20 protein-coding genes are annotated in these 19,762 nt (G+C 70.2%); 7 read left to right on the top strand and 13 right to left on the bottom strand.

The genetic code is table 11. From position 1 onward, the window contains the following. Positions 1–35: 35 nt before the first annotated feature. The 6 genes from O1Q96_RS28880 to O1Q96_RS28855 form a co-directional block, all read right to left on the bottom strand. Positions 36–1,151 (bottom strand): SGNH/GDSL hydrolase family protein, encoded by a 1,116-nt coding sequence (locus tag O1Q96_RS28880; RefSeq protein WP_269250942.1) that lies wholly within the window; start codon positions 1,149–1,151, stop codon positions 36–38. 236 nt (positions 1,152–1,387) lie between these two features. Continuing rightward, positions 1,388–3,859, bottom strand: a complete 2,472-nt coding sequence (locus O1Q96_RS28875) for a CBM35 domain-containing protein (protein ID WP_269250941.1) — start codon at positions 3,857–3,859, stop codon at positions 1,388–1,390. A gap of 100 nt (positions 3,860–3,959) precedes the next feature. Beyond that, positions 3,960–4,784 (bottom strand): carbohydrate ABC transporter permease, encoded by an 825-nt coding sequence (locus O1Q96_RS28870; protein ID WP_269253760.1) that lies wholly within the window; start codon positions 4,782–4,784, stop codon positions 3,960–3,962. A gap of 44 nt (positions 4,785–4,828) precedes the next feature. Then, positions 4,829–5,758 carry a carbohydrate ABC transporter permease gene (locus O1Q96_RS28865; protein ID WP_217456204.1) on the bottom strand — a complete coding sequence of 310 codons (930 nt, stop codon included), beginning with the start codon at positions 5,756–5,758 and terminating at the stop codon, positions 4,829–4,831. 31 nt (positions 5,759–5,789) lie between these two features. Then, positions 5,790–7,127 carry an ABC transporter substrate-binding protein gene (locus O1Q96_RS28860; protein WP_269250940.1) on the bottom strand — a complete coding sequence of 446 codons (1,338 nt, stop codon included), beginning with the start codon at positions 7,125–7,127 and terminating at the stop codon, positions 5,790–5,792. 96 nt (positions 7,128–7,223) lie between these two features. Next, complete coding sequence (locus tag O1Q96_RS28855; RefSeq protein ID WP_269250939.1) at positions 7,224–8,270, bottom strand: LacI family DNA-binding transcriptional regulator; 1,047 nt, start codon at positions 8,268–8,270, stop codon at positions 7,224–7,226. A 106-nt stretch (positions 8,271–8,376) separates the two neighbouring features. Here O1Q96_RS28855 and O1Q96_RS28850 point away from each other — a divergent pair, with 106 nt between their 5' ends. The 5 genes from O1Q96_RS28850 to O1Q96_RS28825 all read left to right on the top strand — a co-directional run bounded on the left by O1Q96_RS28850 (position 8,377) and on the right by O1Q96_RS28825 (position 12,281). After that, positions 8,377–10,524, top strand: a complete 2,148-nt coding sequence (locus O1Q96_RS28850) for a glycoside hydrolase family 36 protein (RefSeq protein WP_269250938.1) — start codon at positions 8,377–8,379, stop codon at positions 10,522–10,524. 391 nt (positions 10,525–10,915) lie between these two features. Then, positions 10,916–11,080 carry a 50S ribosomal protein L33 gene (gene rpmG, locus O1Q96_RS28840; protein WP_269250937.1) on the top strand — a complete coding sequence of 55 codons (165 nt, stop codon included), beginning with the start codon at positions 10,916–10,918 and terminating at the stop codon, positions 11,078–11,080. A gap of 46 nt (positions 11,081–11,126) precedes the next feature. Beyond that, positions 11,127–11,387 carry a type B 50S ribosomal protein L31 gene (locus O1Q96_RS28835; protein WP_269250936.1) on the top strand — a complete coding sequence of 87 codons (261 nt, stop codon included), beginning with the start codon at positions 11,127–11,129 and terminating at the stop codon, positions 11,385–11,387. A 37-nt stretch (positions 11,388–11,424) separates the two neighbouring features. Continuing rightward, on the top strand, positions 11,425–11,547 hold the full coding sequence (gene ykgO / locus O1Q96_RS28830; protein ID WP_269250935.1) for a type B 50S ribosomal protein L36: 123 nt from the start codon (positions 11,425–11,427) through the stop codon (positions 11,545–11,547). A gap of 167 nt (positions 11,548–11,714) precedes the next feature. After that, positions 11,715–12,281 (top strand): snapalysin family zinc-dependent metalloprotease, encoded by a 567-nt coding sequence (locus O1Q96_RS28825; protein ID WP_269250934.1) that lies wholly within the window; start codon positions 11,715–11,717, stop codon positions 12,279–12,281. Positions 12,282–12,414: 133 nt separating this feature from the next. Here O1Q96_RS28825 and O1Q96_RS28820 read toward each other — a convergent pair whose 3' ends face one another. Then, on the bottom strand, positions 12,415–12,657 hold the full coding sequence (locus O1Q96_RS28820) for a DUF6411 family protein (RefSeq protein ID WP_269250933.1): 243 nt from the start codon (positions 12,655–12,657) through the stop codon (positions 12,415–12,417). Between the two features lie 191 nt (positions 12,658–12,848). Next, complete coding sequence (locus O1Q96_RS28815) at positions 12,849–13,277, bottom strand: ATP-binding protein (protein ID WP_269250932.1); 429 nt, start codon at positions 13,275–13,277, stop codon at positions 12,849–12,851. Between the two features lie 646 nt (positions 13,278–13,923). Here O1Q96_RS28815 and O1Q96_RS28810 point away from each other — a divergent pair. Beyond that, positions 13,924–15,357, top strand: coding sequence for a serine/threonine-protein kinase (locus O1Q96_RS28810; protein WP_331276072.1), 1,434 nt, complete (start codon positions 13,924–13,926; stop codon positions 15,355–15,357). Between the two features lie 102 nt (positions 15,358–15,459). On the opposite strand, the gene O1Q96_RS28805 is transcribed toward O1Q96_RS28810, so the two are convergent. The 5 genes from O1Q96_RS28805 to O1Q96_RS28785 all read right to left on the bottom strand — a co-directional run bounded on the left by O1Q96_RS28805 (position 15,460) and on the right by O1Q96_RS28785 (position 18,999). Next, a complete protein-coding gene (locus tag O1Q96_RS28805; protein WP_217456215.1) occupies positions 15,460–15,699 on the bottom strand; it encodes a helix-turn-helix domain-containing protein in 240 nt (79 codons plus the stop codon). Then, positions 15,699–16,196 (bottom strand): DUF2975 domain-containing protein, encoded by a 498-nt coding sequence (locus tag O1Q96_RS28800; protein ID WP_269250930.1) that lies wholly within the window; start codon positions 16,194–16,196, stop codon positions 15,699–15,701. The genes O1Q96_RS28805 and O1Q96_RS28800 overlap by 1 nt, the downstream gene beginning before the upstream one ends. A 157-nt stretch (positions 16,197–16,353) precedes the next feature. Continuing rightward, positions 16,354–16,698, bottom strand: coding sequence for a hypothetical protein (locus O1Q96_RS28795; protein ID WP_269250929.1), 345 nt, complete (start codon positions 16,696–16,698; stop codon positions 16,354–16,356). Between the two features lie 295 nt (positions 16,699–16,993). Next, positions 16,994–18,337 (bottom strand): MFS transporter, encoded by a 1,344-nt coding sequence (locus tag O1Q96_RS28790; RefSeq protein WP_269250928.1) that lies wholly within the window; start codon positions 18,335–18,337, stop codon positions 16,994–16,996. Then, positions 18,334–18,999 carry an ArsR/SmtB family transcription factor gene (locus tag O1Q96_RS28785; RefSeq protein WP_269250927.1) on the bottom strand — a complete coding sequence of 222 codons (666 nt, stop codon included), beginning with the start codon at positions 18,997–18,999 and terminating at the stop codon, positions 18,334–18,336. Before O1Q96_RS28785 ends, O1Q96_RS28790 begins: the two co-directional genes overlap by 4 nt. A 130-nt stretch (positions 19,000–19,129) precedes the next feature. Between O1Q96_RS28785 and O1Q96_RS28780 the strand changes: the two genes are divergently transcribed. Beyond that, a complete protein-coding gene (locus tag O1Q96_RS28780) occupies positions 19,130–19,756 on the top strand; it encodes an NUDIX domain-containing protein (RefSeq protein WP_269250926.1) in 627 nt (208 codons plus the stop codon). Positions 19,757–19,762: the final 6 nt, after the last annotated feature.

Genomic DNA, 19,762 nt, shown 5'->3' with positions numbered 1-19,762 from the left:
GGGCGATGTGGGGGAGCCTGCGGCTCCGCCGATCCCTACCAGCGCAGCGGCAGGGAGGCGAGGTGGTCGTCGAGCAGGCCGGCGATGATCCGGTGGTCGCGGAGAGAGGGATGCCAGTCGCAGCCCAGGTGATCCAGGCCGGCGTCGGCGTAGTACCAGTGGCGCACCCGGTGGTCGCCCCGCCGGTTGCGCTCCTGGACGATCCGCCGGGTGGCCTGGACGAACACACCGGTGTTGCCGAGGTCCGTGGCGCTGACCACGATGAACGTCCGGGGGCCGTACGAGGCGCGCAGCCTGTCGAGGAAGCCGTGGTAGGCGCTCTCGTAGGCGGCGGTCAACTCGTCCTCCGTCGCCCAGCGTTCGCCCGCGTTGAGGGGGGTCGAGAAGTCGTTGATGCCCAGCCCGATCACGACGACCTGCGGCCGCCAGGAGTCCGGCCTGCGCCAGACGTCGCCGTCGACGTTCAGCAGGGCCCGGTCGTAGTAGGTGCGGAAGTCGCTGCCCGCGCTGCCGCCGTTGTAGTTGCGGACCATGCCCCGCCCGGAGAACGCGTTGAGCTGGTGGTCGGCGTCGAGCTTCCGGGCGGTGAGGGCGCCGAAGGCGAGGCCTGCGTGGCTGTTGCGGTTGACCCCTCCGTTGCCCGAACAGTCGCGCGTGTCCGAGAGGTTGCCGTACCCGGCGGTGAAGGAATCGCCGATGAACTCGATCTGCCTGCCGCGCGGTCGGGGCGCGGCGAGGACCGCGCCTCCGGGAGCGGGCAGGAAGCCGCCGAACCGCCCCGCGGCCCAGGGGCTTTCCGTTCGCTTGACGAGCCGGACGGTGTGCACGCCGTCGGGGAGGTTCTCGATCCGGAAGGTGGTGCGGCCCGGGGTCACCAGCGTCGCGGCGCTCGCCCCGTCGATCTGCACGTCGTAGTCGTTGTCGGCGTCGTCGAGCACGATGCCCACACCGGTTCCGCGGAAGCGTCCCTCGAATTGGATGCCGGGCCAGGTGTACGCCACGGACCCGTCGGCGGCTTCCTTGACCCGCCCCACCGTGTGGAACCGGGTCCGGGTGCCGGATGCCCGGGCGGGCGAAGCGGAGGCGGTGAGGACGCCCGCCGCGGCGGCTGCGACCACGGTCCTTCGGGAGAGGTGCGGAGGTGTCTGCATGAAACCGTCCTTTACACCGTGTGGGAGCGCTCCCACTGAAGTGGGATCGAAGTTGCCCGTCACACACGACTCCGTCAACCCCTCGCGGCGACTTCTTCACACCGTGCGACACGGGGCCCGACACCGGACACGGTCGCCACCGGCGCCGTCGGTCCCGCTCGCCCGACCGAGGTGCCCCGAAAACGGTGAGGGGTGCTGCCGTCGCCGGCAACACCCCTCGGTCAGCCCGTTGTTGCTCAGCCCACGATCCGGCCCAGTTCGATGCGGTCGATGTTCGGGGCCCACGCGTCAGCGTTGCCGAAGGTCACCTTGGTGGAGCCCTTCTTCAGGTCGACGGGGATGCCCAGGGTCCAGTAGTCGTCCCAGCCCCAGGTGTTCTTGAAGGTGGCCTTCCGGGGAGCGGAGTCACCCACGGTGATGTCCGCCGTCCGCGACATGATGTCGGTGTTGTAGGAGTGGCCGTTGTCGCGCCGGTCGTTGTGCGCGTAGTGCACGACCAGCATGTAGCGGCCGGACTTGGGTGCCTCGACGGTGAACTCGGCGGTGCTGGACGCGCTGTTGCCGAGCCAGCCGATGTAGGAACCGGCGGAGGCGTGGGTGGAGTCCACGAGCTTGGCCCCGCCCGCGAGGGTGGCCGAGGCGCCCTCGTAGGAGAGCGTGCCGGTGGTCGAGCCGGCGCCGGAGACGTCGAGGGAGCGGACGCCGGCGTGCTTGGCGGTCGCCTGCACGCGGTTGTTGCCCGCGACGAGATACAGCCGCAGAGGACGGCCGGGGGCCGCCGTCACGCTCTCGCCGTGCAGAGTGAGCTTCACCGCGGCCGTGGCCTGCGGGACCACCGTGAAGTAGCCGTCGCGCGGGGCGTAGACGTCGAAGACCGCCTTGTCGCCCGAGCGCAGCACGAGGGAGCCCGTGCCGGCGCCGGCCGACGACGAGTAGTCGTAGGACGGCTTCCCGCTGATGTCGGCGAGCGTGGCCTCATACGAGGCGGAGGGCACGGCTGAGGTACGCGCGGTCAGGTCGATGCGGTCGAGGGTGACCTCGGTGTCACCCTTGGCCAGCGTCAGCTGGTGCTCGCCGGCCGGGAGTTCGACGGTGACGTCCTTCTTGGCGCGGTAGGTCCAGTTCTCGGTGGAGGGATAGGACACCGTGACCGGGTCCCTGCCGTCGATCGAGAGCTTCTGCGTGGCGGGGGTCCCGGACTGGTTGCCGTACAGGATCGCCAGGCCGTACGTGCCCGCCCTCGGAACCGTCACCTTGAAGTCGACCTTGCTGGTGGCCGCGTTGAGCGAACCGACGTCCTTCGTCCCGGAGGCCGCGTAGCCGTTGGCGTTGCTGACCGTGCCCTGCGTGTAGACCTTGCCGTCGGTGATCGCCGCGTCCTCGGCCTCGTACGAGGCGGACCAGGGGACGGAGGCGGCGGCCGGGGTGCCGGAGCCGCCCGGGGTGAGGACGACCCGGTAGGCGGACATCTTGTGCATGCCGCGCAGCGGGACGGTCACCGAACCGTCGGCCGCGACCTTGACCTTCGTGCGGGTCAGGACGCGCGGCGCCGGGTGCTGGCCCTCGTAGCCGGACCAGGCGGACTCGGCGACGGTCGCGGTGACCGTACGGCCGAAGACCGACCGGGAGACGTTCTCGACGACGACGTCGGAGTCACCCGCGGAACCGCCGAGCAGGACCTGGGCCTGACGCCGCTTCTTGTCGTACGAGGCCAGGCCCTGAAGGGTGTCGACGGCGTTGGCCTGCGGCGGCGTCACCTTGACGGTGTTCCCGGTCAGACCCGCGTACCAACGGAAGAACCACCAGCCGCCGTTGGGGATGTTCGAGCGCACCACGTTGCCGTCGAGGTTGCCGGCCGCGTCCCAGTAGGCCTGGTTGGCGTACACCTTGTTCCGCTCGAACATCGCGACCCACTGCGCGAGTTGCCCGGGCACGGACAGGTCGCGGCGGTTGGCGTACTCATCGATGTTGATCTTCAGCGGTGCGATGCCGAGGTTCTTCTCGATCGAGCGGTAGTTGTCGTAGTTCCCCTGGAAGTTCTTGAGAGAGCTGGAGTCCAGCTCGTGCCAGGTCATGATCTGGGGGAGGACGTTCTCGCGCTTGGCGAAGGCGAGGAAGTCGGTCAACAGCCGTGTGTGGTAGCCGGATTCGTTCGGGCCGGCGATCCTGGCGTCGGGATCGATCGCGCGGATCCGCTGGTACACCGTCTTCCAGTCCTTGAGGAACCGGTCGCGGTTGGCCTCGTACTGCGCCTGGTCGGAGGTGCCGAGGTTGTACCAGATCTGGTCGGGCTCGTTGAAGGGGATGTAGACGAAGTGCTCGCTGTTCGGGTCGGCCGACACCTCCTTGACGATCTTGTCGACCTTGGGGAGGTAGTCCGCGATGCCGAGATCCTCGTACGGCCACTTCGCGTAGATGTCCTGCATCATCACGTTGATCTCGCCGCCGCCGTTGCGGAAGAACGACTTGGAGACCGTGAGCGCGTCGCCGTTGGGGTGCTGGGCGCCGCCCTCCGGCTTCTGCGAGATGCTGGTGATCTTCAACGGTTCCAGCATGGCGTCGCTGGGCACGCCGTCGTCGCTGAGCCCGTACAGCGTGCCGTTGGCGCCGCGCATCACCGGGCCTTCGGACGCGGTGAGGTCGACGCTGAGGCGCTGAGGGTCGGCGGCGGCGGCCGCGGTCCCCGCCACAGGGAGGGTGCCTGCCATGGCGGTGACTCCAAGTACGGCTGCGACAAAGGCGGTTCTCGTGCGGGACATGGGGCGCGATCCCGAACGGGTGGGGGTGCTCACGCTGTTGGACCTCCAGTCATTTGACGGCTCCACTGGTGATGCCGGACACGATCTTTCGCTGGGCCACCAGGAAGAGGGCGACCATGGGCAGGCTCATCACCACGACGTACGCGAAGACGAGATGCCAGTTGTTGAGGTAGAGCTGTGCGCTGGCGACCTTGTAGAGGTTGAGCGGCAGGGTCGCCCTCTCTCCGCCGCCGAGGACGAAGAAGGCATAGAAGACGTCGCTCCAGGCGTAGAGCATCACCATGATCGTCGCGGTGGCGATGACCGGTCTGAGCAGCGGCAGCACGATCCGCAGGAAGATCCTCAGTGGTTTCGCGCCGTCCATCCGCGCGGCTTCCTCCAGTTCCAGGGGGATGGCGCGGATGAAGCCGGTCATGAAGAAGATCGACGTGGAGAGGTACATCCCGGTGTAGACGGCGATCATTCCGGGCCGCGTGCCCGCGAGGCCCAGTTGCCGCAGCTCCATCACGACGGTGATGACGGCCGGCGGCAGCAGCAGCCCGCTGATGCACAGTGCGTACGCCGCCGAGACCAGCTTCGACTTGCGGCGCGCGAAGACCCAGGCCGCACCGGCCCCCAGGATCAGCACCAGGGCGACCGAAGGCACCACGACGAGCAGGGAGTTGAGGAAGCCGCGCAGCATCTCACCCTGGCTGATGGCCTCTTCGTAGTTGCTGCCCGGCTGCCAGTGCCGCGGCAGATCAAGGTTAGGGGTGATCGCTTCGGCCTGCGGCTTGGCGGAGGTGACGGCGACCAGCCACAGGGGGACGCCGACGGCGAGTCCGGCGAGCAGTACGACGAGGGCGGGACGGCCGTACCGCCAGGCGGGATGCACGGCGGACGCGCCACGCACGGCGGACACGGAATGCACGGTGGCGCTCACAGCAGTTGCTCCCTTCGGCGCAGCCCGACGACCAGCGGTACGGCGACGGCGACCACGACCAGGAAGAGGACGAGGCTCATCGCGGAGGCCTGCGCGTACAGGCCCTGGCCGAAGATCCGGAACATGTAGATGTTGAAGACCTCGGTGGAGGCGGCCGGTCCGCCGCCCGTGGTGGCCTGCACGATGTCGAAGGTGTTCATCGAACCGATCAGTGCCGTGGTGACGTTGAAGGTGACGGCGGGCGCCAGCATCGGCCAGCGCACCGACCGGAAGGTCCGCCACGGCCCCGCGCCGTCGCACTTCGCGGCCTCCAGCATCTCGCCGGGGATTCCCTTGAGGCCGGCCAGATAGATCAGCATCGACAGCCCCATCCACTTCCAGCCGTGGATGACGGAGACCAGAACCAGCGTCCACGTCGTCGAGCCGAGCCAGGGAATGTCGGTGCCGAGCAGGCCGTTGACCGCGCCGTCCTGGTCCAGCAGGGCCTGGAAGACGTAGCCGGTCGCGAGCGCCGAGATGAGCACGGGCAGGAAGAAGACGGCACGGAAGAACCGGTTGAAGCGGCTGTCCGCCTCCAGCAGCAGGGCCAGTGCCAGCCCGAAGCCGTTCTGGAACACCGCTGCCAGCAGGGCGTACACCAGGGTCGTGCGGATCGCCCGGAGCAGGGACCCGTCGTCCGCGATGGTCTTGAAGTTGTCGAGGCCCGTGAAAGCGATGTCCGGGTGGTACGAGGACCAGTTGGTGAACGGGTAGTAGAAGTTGAGCAGGTTCGGCACCAGGAAGAAGGCCGCGAAGACGGCGACCGCGGGGAGTGCGAACCACCAGGGGTGGTGGACGGCGGCGCGGGGCAGCCGTCCCACCTTCCTCGCCCGGCCCTTGGCGGGTGCCGGTTTCTGCGTGCGCGTGCGTATGGCAGTGTCCGCCATCGGAAATCCTTGCCCGTCGGGTCGGTCGGGTCTAGAAGCCGGGCGCGCCCTGGGCCTTGGCCACCTGCGCGAACTGGTTCTGGATCGCCTGCGCGACCTGCTGCGGGTTCTTCTTTCCGTAGATCATGTCGGCGAGGTACAGGTGGGTGTCGGGGGCGACGATCGCCTTGGCCTGGAAGACGCCGATGGCCGTGGGCAGCGCCTTGACCTGGGACATCGATGCCTGGGGGAGGCCGTCGGGGGTGGGCACGGACGGCTGGACGGACGGAATCTTCATCGCCTTGATGTAGTCGGCGTAGTCCGGACCGAGCCAGAAGGCCAGGAACTGGCGGGCGGCGTTCTGCCGCTTCTCGTCACCGGTCTTGAAGGCGACCACGCCGTTGGTCTGGTCGGGGGAGTACATCCCGGTGGCGGAGGAGTTGGCGATCGGGAACCAGCCGATCTTCTTGTCGATCTGAGCTGTGGAGTACTTGGCCTGCAACTGGCTCTGGAACGAGGTGACGTTGAGGACCATGCCGGACTCGCCCTTCCAGAGGGAGTCGGCCTGGCCGGTGAAGGTGCCGGTCTTGTAGTTCTTCTGCGCGAGCCCCGCGTCGAGCAGCTTCTCCTTGTACTTCTTGATGGCCCCGACGACGACCGGGTCGGTCCACTTCTTCTTGTTCTGGTTGAGGTCCGCCCACCACTGCTTGTCGAGGTCGGTGAGCTGGACCTGCATCTGCCACTGCATGGGCCACTTGTCGCCGCCGGCCTCGTAGAAGGCGGCGGCGTCGGTCCTGTCGGTGACCGTGTGGCCGAGCTTCAGCAGCTCGTCGTACGACTTCGGGAAGTCCTTCTCGGCGATCTGGGCCTTCTTGAAGACGTCCTTGTTGTAGTAGACGCCGAGCATGGCGGGGCTGGTGACGATCGCCGCGTACCGCTTGCCGTCGATGACACCGAGGGACTTCTCCGTGTCACCCAGCTTCGACACCCACTCCTCCCCGTCGAGGGTGAGCAGGTTCTGCTTCGGCTGGATGAAGGGCAGCGTGGAGATGGACGGCTGCCAGAACATCAGGTCCGGCTTGTCGCCGGAGGCGAGCTTCGTCGGCACGTTCTGCTCGTACAGGTCCGGGATCGCCTGGGTCTCGACCTCGGCGCCCGTGGCCTTCTCGAAGGCGTCGACCACCTGCTTGGGGGCGTTGAGCGTGTTCTGCGCGGTCCACATGGTCAGCTTCACGCCGTCCAGGCGGGCGGTGGGGTCGACCTTGGCCTGCTTGGCACCCGAGCCGGAGTCCCCGGAACCGGAGTCGCCGACACTGGGGTCGCTGCATGCGGTGGCGGACAGGGCGGCGGCGCATATGAACGCCAGCGCGGGCAGGGCTCTTGTCTTCATGACGTGCCTTTCACGAACGGGCTCGGGCAGGGGCATCTGGAGCGGACCGGCTGAAGAAACGCGAGCGGGCGCCTCGCGCGGAGGGCGCACACGGACTCATTCGTGCTCGGGCGGTGGCCCCGAGCTCTCCCGCACCACCAGTTCCGGTACGGAGACGGGGTGCGGGGCGATCTGCGCGGACTCCTCCAGCACGCCGTGCAGCAGTCCGAACGCGGACCGCCCGAGGCCGGTGAAGTCCAGACGCACGGTCGTCAGTGACGGGGTGAGGAAGGCGGAGTGCGGTGCGTCGTCGAATCCCGCCACGCTCACGTCTCCGGGCACGGCCCGGCCCTTCTCGTGGAGGGCGCGGATCACCCCGAGCGCGAGATCGTCGTTGCCGCACAGAATCGCGGTGACGCCGGGATCCCCGGCGAGCTTGCGGCCCGCCGCGTGGCCGCCCGCCGGCCCCCAGCTCCCCTGCACCGGGCGGGGCTGGGGAGCTCCGGCCTCCTTGAGCGCCTGCCGCCAGCCGGTGGTACGGGCACTGGTGCGCCGGGTGCTGGACGGGATGGCGACGTAGTGCACGGTCCGGTGGCCGAGGGAGAGGAGATGGCGGGTCGCTTCGTAGGCGGCCTCACGGTCGTCCGTCCACACCCAGGGGCGGTCGCCGCCGGGCGGGCTCGCGGGCGTCTCCACCACGCCGACGACCGGCAGACCGGCGGGCACCGCACCCAGGGCCCGTACGCCGGCCGGATCGTACGCGATCACGATCAGACCGCCGCCGGCGTCCGCCGACCGCTGCACCTGGGCGGTGACGTCCGCCTCGTCGGCTTCGTCGGCTGATTCGAGTACGCCGATCCCCACGGTGTACGAGGCGGCGCGGGCGGCCTCCTCGATGCCCTGGAGGACGGAGGCGTAGCCGTAGTGCGTGGTGTTGGAGGTCAGCACGGTCACGGCTCGGGTGCGTCCGCTGGCCAGGGCGAGCGCGGTGGAGTTGCGCCGGAACCCCAGTTCGTCGATGGCCGCGAGCACCCGCTCCCGGGTGGACGGCTTGACGCTGGGGTGGCCGTTGATCACCCGGGAGACGGTCTGGTACGAGACCCCGGATGCGGTGGCGACATCCCGGATACTCACCGAGCGCCTTGTGTGACCGGTCACATTCATGCCAGGATTGTGACCGGTCACATGAGGCGCGTCAAGAGACCGTAATCATGAATTCACACGGCAGACTCAGACCGCCGTCAGTGGCGGTCATCGGGAGGGGAAGACGTTGACCGTTACGTTGGACGCGGCGGGCACGGCCCCCAACGACTCGCACCAGAAGGTCACTTGGGGCCACCGGGCGCTGGAGGCGGAGCTCGCCACCGGCCCCGACGGAGCCCTGCGGCTGGTCCGGCTGGCCCGCCCCGGCGACCCGGCGTCCCAGTCCGCCGAACCCGACGCGCCACTCCATCTCGTGGAGCTCACCGCCCTCGGCCACGGGAGCGGCTGGTCCGGGCCGCGCTTCACCGGCACGGCCCTCGGCGCCCGCCTGCGGTACCGCACCCACACCGTCGAGGAACGCGACGGCTGGACCCGACTGACCGCCGAACTCCACGACGACGGGACCGGGTTGACGGCCTTCGTCGAACTGTCCTCGCCCATCGGCCTGCCCGTGCTGCGCTCCCGCGTGCGACTGCGCAACGAGGGACACGAGGCGCTCGTGGTGCAGTCCGTCAGCAGCCTGCTGCTCGGCGCCCTGCCGCCGCCCGACCGACTGGACGTCCACCGTGCCCGCAACGACTGGCTGGCGGAGTGCCGTTGGTATGCCGAGCCGCTGAGCGCCTCCGTCGCCGACATCAGTGTCGACGTCCACCAGCACGACAGCCGGGCCGCGCTCTCCCTGACCGGGCGCGGCAGTTGGTCCAGCGGCGGGCACCTGCCGATGGGGGCCCTCACCGAACGTGACGGCGGCCGGACCTGGTTGTGGCAGGTGGAGTCCCCGGCAGGCTGGCGCTGGGACCTGGGCGAGCGTCACCACGGTACGTGTCTCGCACTGAACGGGCCCACGGACGCGGAGCACCAGTGGCGGGTCAGGCTGGAGCCCGGCGCCGAGTTCACCACCGTTCCGGGGGTCCTCGCCCTCGGCTCCGGACTCGACGACGCGTTCGGCGCCCTGACCTCGTACCGTCGTGCCGTGCGCCGCCCGCACCCCGACCACACCGCGCTGCCCGTCGTCTTCAACGACTACATGAACACGCTGATGGGCGACCCGACGACGGAGAAGCTGCTCCCGCTGATCGACGCCGCCGCCGAGGCCGGCTCGGAGTACTTCTGCATCGACTCCGGCTGGTACGACGACAGCACCGAGGGCTGGTGGGACAGCGTCGGCGAGTGGCTGCCGTCGTCGCGCCGTTTCCCCGGCGGCGGCATCCACGCGGTCCTGGACCGGATCCGCGAGCGCGGCATGGTGCCCGGACTGTGGCTGGAGCCCGAGGTCGTGGGAGTGCGCAGCCCGGTCGCGTCCGAGCTTCCGCCGGAGGCCTTCTTCCAGCGGGACGGTGTGCGGCTGAGCGAACAGGGCCGGCATCAGCTGGACCTGCGGCACCCGGCCGCCCGGGCGCACCTCGACAGGACGGTGGACCGGATCGTCGGCGACTGGGGGGTGGGCTATCTCAAGCTGGACTACAACATCCTCGTCGACCCCGGCACCTGCGGGCCCGGTGACATCGCCCCCGGGGCGGGGCTGCTGGGCCATGCCCAGGCGTATCTGGACTGGCTCGCGGAGGTGCTGGACCGGCATCCGGGCCTGGTGATCGAGAACTGTGCCTCCGGCGGGATGCGGATGGACGGGGCCACGCTGGCCGTCACCCAGCTCCAGTCCACCAGCGACCAGCAGGACCCCCTGCGCTGCCCGCCGATCGCCGCCGCCGCACCGACGGCGGTCCCGCCCGAGCAGGGTGCCGTCTGGGCCTACCCCCAGCCGGGTTTCGACGACGACCTCATCGCGTTCACCCTGGGCGGGGCGATGCTCGGCCGGATCCATCTGTCGGGCCACCTGGACCGGATGCCGGAACACCGGCTCGCGCTCGTCCGGGACGCCGTGGCCATCTACAAGACGGTCCGCGGGGATCTGGCCGAGGCGCTGCCGTTCTGGCCGCTCGGCCTGCCGGGATGGGAGGACGCGTGGTCGGCGCTGGGCATGCGGGTGCCCGGCGGCCGCACGTCGTACCTCTCGGTCTGGCGCCGCGGCGGGGAGGGCGAGATCCGCCTTCCCGTCGGGCACCTGGCCGGCCGCGAGGTGCACGCGGAGATCCTGCACCCGTCCCTGTCCGCGTCCCGCTCCGCAGGCTCGGCGCGCTGGGACGGGAGCGGCGTCCAGGTGTCGCTGCCCGGCACGCCCGGGGTGCTGTTGATCCGTCTGACGTCGACCGTGTAGGGGCGACGGCGGGGGAGCGGACGGGCCGCGGTGACGCCTGTCCGGTCTTCCCGGGCAGGAAGTACCTCCGCCGGGCCTGGAGGGCCCGGCGGGCAAGGGCGTCGATGCTGTCCGCTCGATCCGCGACGAGTTCCGGCGCCGCATCGAGTCCCCGACCGCCGGAGCGACGCCACGCGGGAGAGCCGGCCGGCCGACGCCGGACGAGTGAGCCGAACCGCCGTGGCTCCTGCATCCGTCCGTCCGGCACGTCTTCGGAGTCGGCGCCGGGTGCGTGCTGTGGCGGGAATACAGCCGTGGCAGGCCCTGTTGTACCGCACGTGAATGACATGACCCCATCAAGAAAGGGGCCCATCGGCCGGATGGGTCCCAGGGGGAGCGAAAGGAGAACCTCGTGGCTACCAGTGGCGCGCGTCCGGTGGTGACGTTGAGGTCCACGGCCGGGACCGGTGCGACCTATGTGACGCGCAAGAACCGTCTCAGCGACCCCGACCGGCTGGTCCTGCGCAAGTACGACCAGGTGGCGGGCAAGCACGTCCTGTTCCGCGAGGAGCGATGAACGAAGTCGTCGCCCTCCGGTGGACGACCGCAAGGAAGGAAACCCCATGAAGCTCGGCATTCATCCCGTCTCGCGCCCGGTCGTCTTCCGTGACCGTGCCTCGGACGCCGCGTTCCTCATCCGCTCGACCGCACGCTCGGCAGTGACGATCGAATGGCGGGACGGCAACACCTATCCGCTGATCGACGTGGAGGTCTCGTCGGCCGGCCACCCCGTCTACACGGGGACCGCGCGGGTCGTCGACAGCGCGGGCCGCGTGGAGCGGTTCGAGCGGCGATACGGCCGCACGGCATCGGCTGCCCGGTGACGTCCGGCCGGTACCCGAGCGGGAGGGGAGCACGGTCATGAAGGTGCGCACGTCGCTGCGCTCGCTGAAGTCCAGGCCCGGGGCGCAGGTGGTACGCCGACGGGGCTCGGTCTTCGTGATCAACAAGAAGGACCCGCGTCACAAGGCCCGCCAGGGCTGACGCGTCGCGGGCACAGCGCCGGGCCCGGCCACTTGAGAAGTGGCCGGGCCCGGTCCGCGTTCCACCTGCGGCCGGATTGACGGATTGGCAACCGTGCCCGCTGGGCAGGGAGCCAGGGAATGTCATGTCATGTGCACGACTACCTTCCCCCCACAAGGAGGTCGACCATGCACGTCCGCAAGCTGACAAGTGGACTCACCGCCGCTCTGGCGGTGACCTTTTCCCTGATGGGCAGCCAGGCCGTGGCCGCTCCGGCGCCGGTCGCGGAACGCACGGCCGCCGCCCGGATCCTCACCTACGACGCCAGCGGTTCCGCGGAGTTCAGAACCGCGGTCGACCGGGGCGCGGCGATCTGGAACAACAGCGTCGACGCCGTCGAACTGCGCCCGGCCGCGACCGGACAGCGCGCCAACATCCGGGTCCTGGCGGACAACGGCTGGCCCCGCGCCCAGACCACCTCACTGGGCAACGGAACCGTCTACATGGGACGCCAGGCGGTCAATCAGGGGTACGACACGATCCGTATCTCGGCCCACGAGCTGGGGCACATCCTCGGGCTGCCGGACCGCAAGCCCGGCCCCTGCTCAAGTCTGATGTCCGGTTCCAGCGCGGGAACCGCGTGCACGAACCCCAACCCGAACGCGGCGGAGAAGGCCGAGGTCGAGGGCAACTTCGGTGGCGTCCTCACGCGGACGGCCGGAGCGGCGCCGCTCGGTGTCGTGATCGTGGGCTGACACGCCGGAACACCGAAAGCCGAAAGCCGGTGAAGCAGTCGTACGCCCCGGAACCCGTGTCGGGTTCCGGGGCGTACGGGCGGCGGTGCGGGCCCTCCCGGGAGGGCGGTCCGACGGCATGGCCTCGCCGTGGTCAGAAGGGCAGACGGCCACGGGTGCGACGGCCGGCCGAGCCACTGCGGCCCACCGCACGGGAACTGGTGTGGAACGGCTTGCTGAGCCATCGGCCGAGAGGGCCGGGAGCCTTGCCGCCGGCTCGCGCACCGGCGCCGAGCGAGCGCTGAGTGCCGCGTTCGGGGTGACGTGAGATACGGGGGACGAGAAAGGCCAGTACGGCCAGCACGACACATACGCCAACGATGGCGACAACTATCACGGGGGACTCCCTGTCGATCGGTCAGGTGAGTCACGAGTGCCCCGGCACGGCGCGTGCATGTGGACTTTCTTGCCGACAGGCCGAGTCGACCGGAGCCGTACGGGGACTCACTGCCGTCTGCCGTCTGCCGTCTGCCGTCTGCCGTCTGCCGTCTGCCGTCTGCCGTCCGGCTGTCGGCGCCGGGGCGTGGGTCAGACGGTGTCCGGGTCGGCGAGGAGGGCGAGCCGCGCGGTGATGTGCTTGCCGACCGGCTCTCTCTGGACCTCGAAGCCCTCGCAGATGGCCATGACGATCTCCAGGCCGTGCTGACCCACTCGTCCGGGGTCCGCGGCCCGGGCCACCGGCAGTACCGGATCGCTGTCCCAGACGACCACCTCGAGCGTGTCGCCGACGATCCGCAGATCCAGCAGGACGGGCCCTGGTGCGTACTTCAGAGCGTTGGTGACCAGCTCGCTCACCACCAGCTGGGTCAGGTCCACCGCGCGGGCCGTGACCGGCATGCCGTGGACGGACTGGGCCCGCGCGAGGAAGTCGGCCGCGAGATGGCGGGCCTCCGCGATGCAGAACGAATCGCCTTCCAAAGCAACAGTGGTCTGTATGCGGCCACGCTGCGGCGCCATTCGGCCTCCGCCCCTTGTCAATGGTTCCATGCAGTCCACCCTCACCCTGTGCTGGGCCGCATCTACCCCCTCTTTCAACATGTACACATCTGTCTTTCGCGGAAAGGACCGGACCAGGGCTTCAGGCCGCGGGCCTGGGAAAACGTGTCGGCGAACCGCCGCAGCCTGGGGTGGAGACGGAGGATCCTCCGTCCGGGCCGAGTTCTGGCATAGCCCCGGAAGTTGCGGGTAGTGGCCCCCTGTCGGCGGGAAAGCGGACGTGGAACCTGGGGAGGTCAAACGTCCGCTTTCCCGCCCCTTTGCGCTCCGGCCGTGTGGTGACCCGTTCCGCGACCGGGGGAGCCGGCTCGACGGCCACATCGGCGCCGGCGATTGCGGATCCGTTGAACGCAGGACATGACCCACTGCGTACTCCTGAGGACTGGGAGCCAGGGTTCGACGAGGGATGGGCATGGGCAACGCGGGCGCCGCTGCGAATGAGTTGGTTGCCGGAAGGTATCGGCTTCAGGAGGTCGTCCACCGGGAAGCGAACTGCGTCTGCTGGTACGGAGAGGACACCGAGTCCGCGCGTCCGCGACTGCTGACGCAGACGCAGCTGCCGCCCGATCCGTCGCAGGAGCCGGCCGGGCCGACCATCACGCGGATCATGCGCGCCTCCGAAATCATGGCGCTGCGCTGGCCGGGCAAGGCCGCGAACGTCATCGACGTCGTCGAGGAGTCCGGCAGCCTGTGGACGGTCGTCGAGTGGATCGACGGCATGCCCCTGGGCGAGTTCCTCGATCAGTACGGCGCGCTCGAATGCGCGCGGGCCGCCCGCATCGGGCTCGACCTGCTCGACGTGCTGGAGGCCGCGCACAGCGAGGGCCTCGTACACGGCGAACTGAGCCTCGGCCAGGTGTTCGTACGCGACCACGGCGGTGTGGTCGTCTCCGGCTACGGCCTGGCGGGCGTGGCTCCGCCGGCACGGATCGGCGCACCGGCGTACGCGTCCCCGGAACAGGCCCGTGGCGAGTCCTACGGTTCTCCGGCAGACCTGTGGGCCCTGGGCGCGCTGCTCTACACGATGACCGAGGGGCGCCCGCCCTTCCGTGACCGCGGCAGGCCCGAGACGACCCTCAAGGCGATCGTGCGGTTGCCGCTGCGCAGCCCGCGGCGCGCCGGTCCGCTGGCCGACATCATTCAGGCACTGCTCCGCAAGGACGCCCGTGAACGGCCGACCGGCCCGGCGGTGCGAGAAGTCCTCAGAGACATCATCAGTGAGAACCCCGGAGCGGCTCGGACGGCGAATCCGCAGTCGCGGCCGTCGGCGCACGGCCTCCTGGGCAGAGCCGGGGGCAGACAGAACCTCGGCCGTGCGGCGCTCGTCGGGGCCGCGGTCGTCGCTGCCGTCGCCGTGACGGTCACCGCCCTCGCCGTGACCGGCGACAGTTCCGACGGCGACTCCTCCGTGCCCGACGCGGCGCCCTCCCGTACCGGGCCCGTGATCCCCACCGGCGCGGCGAGCGAGGTGAGCACGCCGCCGCCCGGAAGGGATACTGCCTCCGCGTCGCCCTCTCCCTCCCGCTCGTCCGCTCCCTCCCCGTCCCCTTCGCCCTCCGCCACTTCGACGCTGCCGCCCGGGTTCCGCGTCTCCAAGGCACCCGAGGGTTTCGCCGTAGCTCTCCCCAAGGGCTGGAAGCGGCTGAGCGCCGACCGCGCCGAGGACCGCTCCTACCGGGTGGTCCTCGGCGCCGACGGCGACCCGCGGAACCTGACCGTCACCTACAGCACGCGCGTCGGCTCCGACCCGGTCGCCGTGTGGCGGGACACCGTCGAGCCCGCGCTGCTGCGGCAGGGGGCCGGGTACGACAGGCTGGGCGCCATCCGCGCGACGACCTATCAGGGCCGCAAGGCCGCCGACATGCAGTGGGTCGAAGAGCCCGAGGGAACGCGGGTGCGCACGTTCGGACGCGGGTTCCTCATCGGGGGCGGCCAGGGCTTCTCACTGCGCTGGACGACCCCGGAGGCCGACTGGGACTCCCCGGCCAATCAGCAGGCGCTGAAGACCTTCCTGGCGACCTTCCGCGGCTCGGCGGACTGATCGGGTCCGGGGCGGGGAACGGGCGGAGCCACAGTCGCCGCCGTCGTAGCCGGGCGGCCTGGGGCGTGTCGGCCCCCGGCTCGCCGTCGTGGACGGCCGACGTCACTCGCCCCCGGGGTTCTCGGAGTCCTCCGCGTACGGGGCCTCCCAGCGCAGCAGGTCCCCCGGCTGGCACTCGAGCACCTCGCAGAGCGCGGCGAGCGTCGCGAAACGTACCGCCTTCGCGCGGCCGTTCTTGAGTACGGCCAGGTTGGCCGGCGTGATCCCCACGCGGTCCGCGAGCTCACCCACGGACATCTTCCGTTTGGCCAGCATCACGTCGATGTCGACGGTGATCGGCATCAGATCACCTCTTCCAGCTCGGCCTGCAGCTGCGCGGCCTCGACGTCACGGGCCACGGCCTGGGCGAGCAGCATCCGCAGGACGAGCACGACGAGCGCGACCCCGAGGACCGCCACGACGGCCCCGCAGATCAGCAGGACCACGCCGGGGGCGACGGCTTCGCCCGGCGCGAGGAGGACCGCGAGCCCGAACAGCAGGAGGGCGGCCGCCACGACCGCGCCGATCACGATGTGCACGTACCGGAAGGCGGAGGGGGAGAAGACCGTCCCTCGCCGCACCATCGTCACCAGCCGCCACACGCAGACGAGGACGACCTGGGCCGTGACGACGCCCAGGACCGTGATCACGAGGAACGGGGTGCGCAGATACGTGTAGTCGCTGTTGAGCTCCCTCATGTCCGCGGCCAGCAGCGGAACCATCACCGTCTGGACGAACAGCGAACCGGCGATCAGCGTCACGAGCACGACGCGCAGCGCAAGCACTGTCAGCTTTCCCATCACCACTCCCTCAATCGATCAGCGATAGAAATCTATCGAAAATCGATAGGTGAGGCAAGGGGGTGGATCACCGGTCCGCGATGCGTTCCACCTCGTTGAGTCGTGCCGCGCCGAGGCGGCCGGCTTCCAGGGAGAGCAGCCACGGGAGCAGTTCCGGTTAGGCGTGCAGCTCGGTGTAGAAGCCGAGGCGCACATCGGCGAGTTGCTCCCCGAAGAGCCAGCCGTCGACGGCGTCGCGGAGGTGGCGGTCCGCCGACTCGGTTCGGGTGTCGGCCCATACGGGCAGCCACGGCCCGAGGGCGCCGCCGCTGACCGGGACGGTCTCCAGCACGTCGGTGACGGGACCGGGGTACTCGTGCAGCGTCGCTCGCCACCAGCCGCGCCACACCTCCTCCAGAGCCTCCCGCTCGGGCCCCGGCCACTCGCGCCACCGGGCGGCGACGGGCCGCGAGGCGACCAGGCCGTGATCGACGTGCAGCCGCCCGGTGACGAGAAGCCGCACGATCCTCGGTGTCAGCCGCCGGTAGCGGGGTGGGAAAGTCGTCCCAGTGGCCGGCGGACCGGGCCGCGACGGACGCCACCAGATCCTCCGGCACGAGATGCGGGGGCCCGGCCAGGACCGCGAGGGCGTCCTCCGGGTAGTAGTGGCCGCAACCACCCGCAGCGAACGGCTGGTCGAAGAGCGGTGCGAAAGCGGTGTCCAGCGCGTCGAGTGCGCACCGGAGTCGCTGGTGGGGATCGGTCATCGATACCTGCTGCTGAGGACCTCGTCCGGTCGGCCGGAGAAGAGCGCGACGCTATCGGGACCGCGGTGCTGCCCGGTCACCGGGATGCGCGTCAGCCTTCGCTCCGCTGCCGGAGGGCGCCCGTCCGCGGGTGCGGTCCATCTCCCGCCATTCCGGCCGCAGACCGGTCAGGTTCGTGGTGAGGAAGTACGCGGCCCCGCCGACCAGCAGCACCGGTACCGGTCCGGCCATGGCCACCGCCGCTCCGGCGATCAGCCCGCCCAGGGGGATGCCGGACCACGCCATGGCGTCGCCGAGGGCGTTGACCCGGCCGAGCAACGGGCGTGGCACCCGCTCGAAGAGGACGGCTCCGATGATCGGGTTGAGGAAGCCGGCGCCGAAACCGCTGACGGCGAAGACGGTCAGCACAACACTCATCGGCGCGTCGACGGCGAGGACCAGGAACCGTGGCGCCCCGGCGACCAGGAACCCGATGAAGAACACCGCCCGGCGCCGCAGCCGGTGTGCGACCGCCGTCGCCAGCAGGCTCCCGCCGATCGCCGCGGCTCCCGCGACGGCGCCCATGAGGCCGATCGCAGTCGGCCCGTTCCCGGATTCCCGGGCCCAGACGGGAACGAGCACCGCGGCGAACGCCGCGTCCAGCAGATTGGTGACGCCGACCATCATGATGAGGGCGAGGAGCAGGGGGTCGCCGCGCAGGAAGGCCCATCCCTCGCGGAACCGCTGCCAGTAACCCGGTCCCTCTTCCCCGTTGCGCGACGAGGCGTCCTCGGTGGAACGGCCCACACCGCGGGGCAGCAACAGCGCGATGACCGCCGAACCGGCGGCGAAGCAGGCCGCGTTGACCAGCAGGCCCGTCAGGGGGCCGACCAGCGCGACCAAGGAGCCGCCCACCGCGGGGCCCGCGGTGGACGCGAGCCTCTCGATCACGCCGGACAGGCCCGTGGCCCGTTCCAGCGGCACCCGGCTGTGGTCGGCCGCCTCCGGCACCATGACCTCCTTGGCGAGGTCGCCGGGGCCCCGGGCCGCGCCGATCAGCGCCACCAGGACCAGCAGCAGGGGGAAGGAGAGCAGATCCAGACCATGCAGAAGCGGAACGGCAGCGGCGGCGGACGCGCTGGCCAGGTCAGTGGTCCAGGAGATGACGCGCGGGCCCACCCGGTCCACCAGCGGCCCGGTGAGGGCTTTGACGACCACATAGGGAGTCATCTCGAAGAAGGCGACGAGCCCGGTCTGCGTGGCGCTGCCGGTCGTGACGAGCACGAACCAGGGCAGCGCGATGCCCGAGATCCGAGTGCCGGTCAGCGAGACCGCCATCGCGGTGAGTACGCCGACCAGCGGCCGTAACGCCCGTCGGCCAGGTGTGGCGTCCGTACCCGAGGCGGTCCCGGTCACGGATTTTCCCGTGCCGTCGCCTCGTCGGTCTCCGAAGGGTCTGCCGGCGGCGAGGGCGCATCGGGCTCGGGCAGCAGCTGAGTGATCACGGAGAACCGCTCGGCGCCTTCGGGGGCCGACACCGCGGCCTCCGGCGTGTCCAGCCGGTACCGGCTGACGACTCCCCGCAACTCCTCGTAGAGGTCGGCAGCTTCCTCGGGGGTCAGTCGCAGGCCCCAGTCGCTGATGTCGAAGGTGTCCCGCCACACGCGGGGCATGGTCTGGAGCTCGTTGAGGGCCCGCTCCGTGCGCGCGGTGTAGGTGGCGGCGACGGACCTCAGGTAGACCAGCGTGGTCTCCGGCTCGCGCTCGGCCAGGTCGCGGTCGTTGAACCATGTCCTGCGATGCACCGAACGCCACCAGCGCTCGCGCGCGTTGCCGCGTTCCGTGTCCTCCTCGACGAGACCTGCGCCCGCGAGTTGACGCAGGTGGTAGCTGGCGGTGCCGGAATTGATCTCCAGGCGCTCCGCGAGCCGGGTGGCTGTCGACGGGCCGTGCTTCCGCAGCAGTCCCACCAGCCGCACCCGCAGCGGATGCGCCAGGGCACGCAGCCCTTTCGCGTCCAGAACGACCGTGTCCTGGTGGGTGTTTGGACGCTGCGGCGTCGCGTCGGGTTCAGTCATACCGAGCACCCTAGACCGCAAAGAGTTCTTCGCAAAGGGTTGTTCGCGAAGAACTCTTTGCGGTTCTTGTGGCTCGTTCATGCCGCGCTCCCGGCCCGCGGAAGCCGGAATGTCGCACCCTCCTGGCAGCATGAACACCGTGACGGGGACCGGTGGTTCAGAGGTGACCGACCAGCTTCTGCGAGCACGCCTGGCGCACCTGCTCGACGGTGTCCGCCCCTGGGACGAGCAGGAGCGGGCGCATCTCGCCACGGCCGCGGAATGGATCGCGGGCGGGGCTCCGCTGTACCGGACGCGGAAACCCGACGTGCCCGCGGTCCACCTCGTGAGCTACTTCGTGGTCCTCGACGAGGAGCGAGAAGAGCTCCTTCTGGTCGCGCACCGCAAGGCCGGTCTGTGGCTGCCCAGCGGCGGTCATGTCGAGCCGGCGGAGGATCCGTGGGACACGGTCGTGCGCGAGTGCCGGGAGGAGCTGCACATCGAGGCTGTTCCGTCCCGGGTCTGCGGGACGGCCCCCTTCTTCCTGACCGTCACGCGGACGCGGGGGCAGGGCCGGCACACGGATGTGTCGTTGTGGTACGTCCTGCACGCGGCCGTCGGCAGCATCACGTCGTTCGACGAGGGCGAGTTCGAGACGGTCAGGTGGCTGTCCCTGCCGCAGGTCCTCGCCGAGCCCGCGGACACCCTCGATCCCCACATGCACAGGTTCACCCGCAAGCTCCTGGCGGCCGGCGTCCCGGACGGCGCCCAGGCCTGAGCGGGT

Origin of the sequence: Streptomyces aurantiacus (genome assembly GCF_027107535.1) — a bacterium.
Taxonomy (GTDB): Bacteria; Actinomycetota; Actinomycetes; order Streptomycetales; family Streptomycetaceae; genus Streptomyces.
This window is presented reverse-complemented; position numbering and strand designations above follow the sequence as displayed.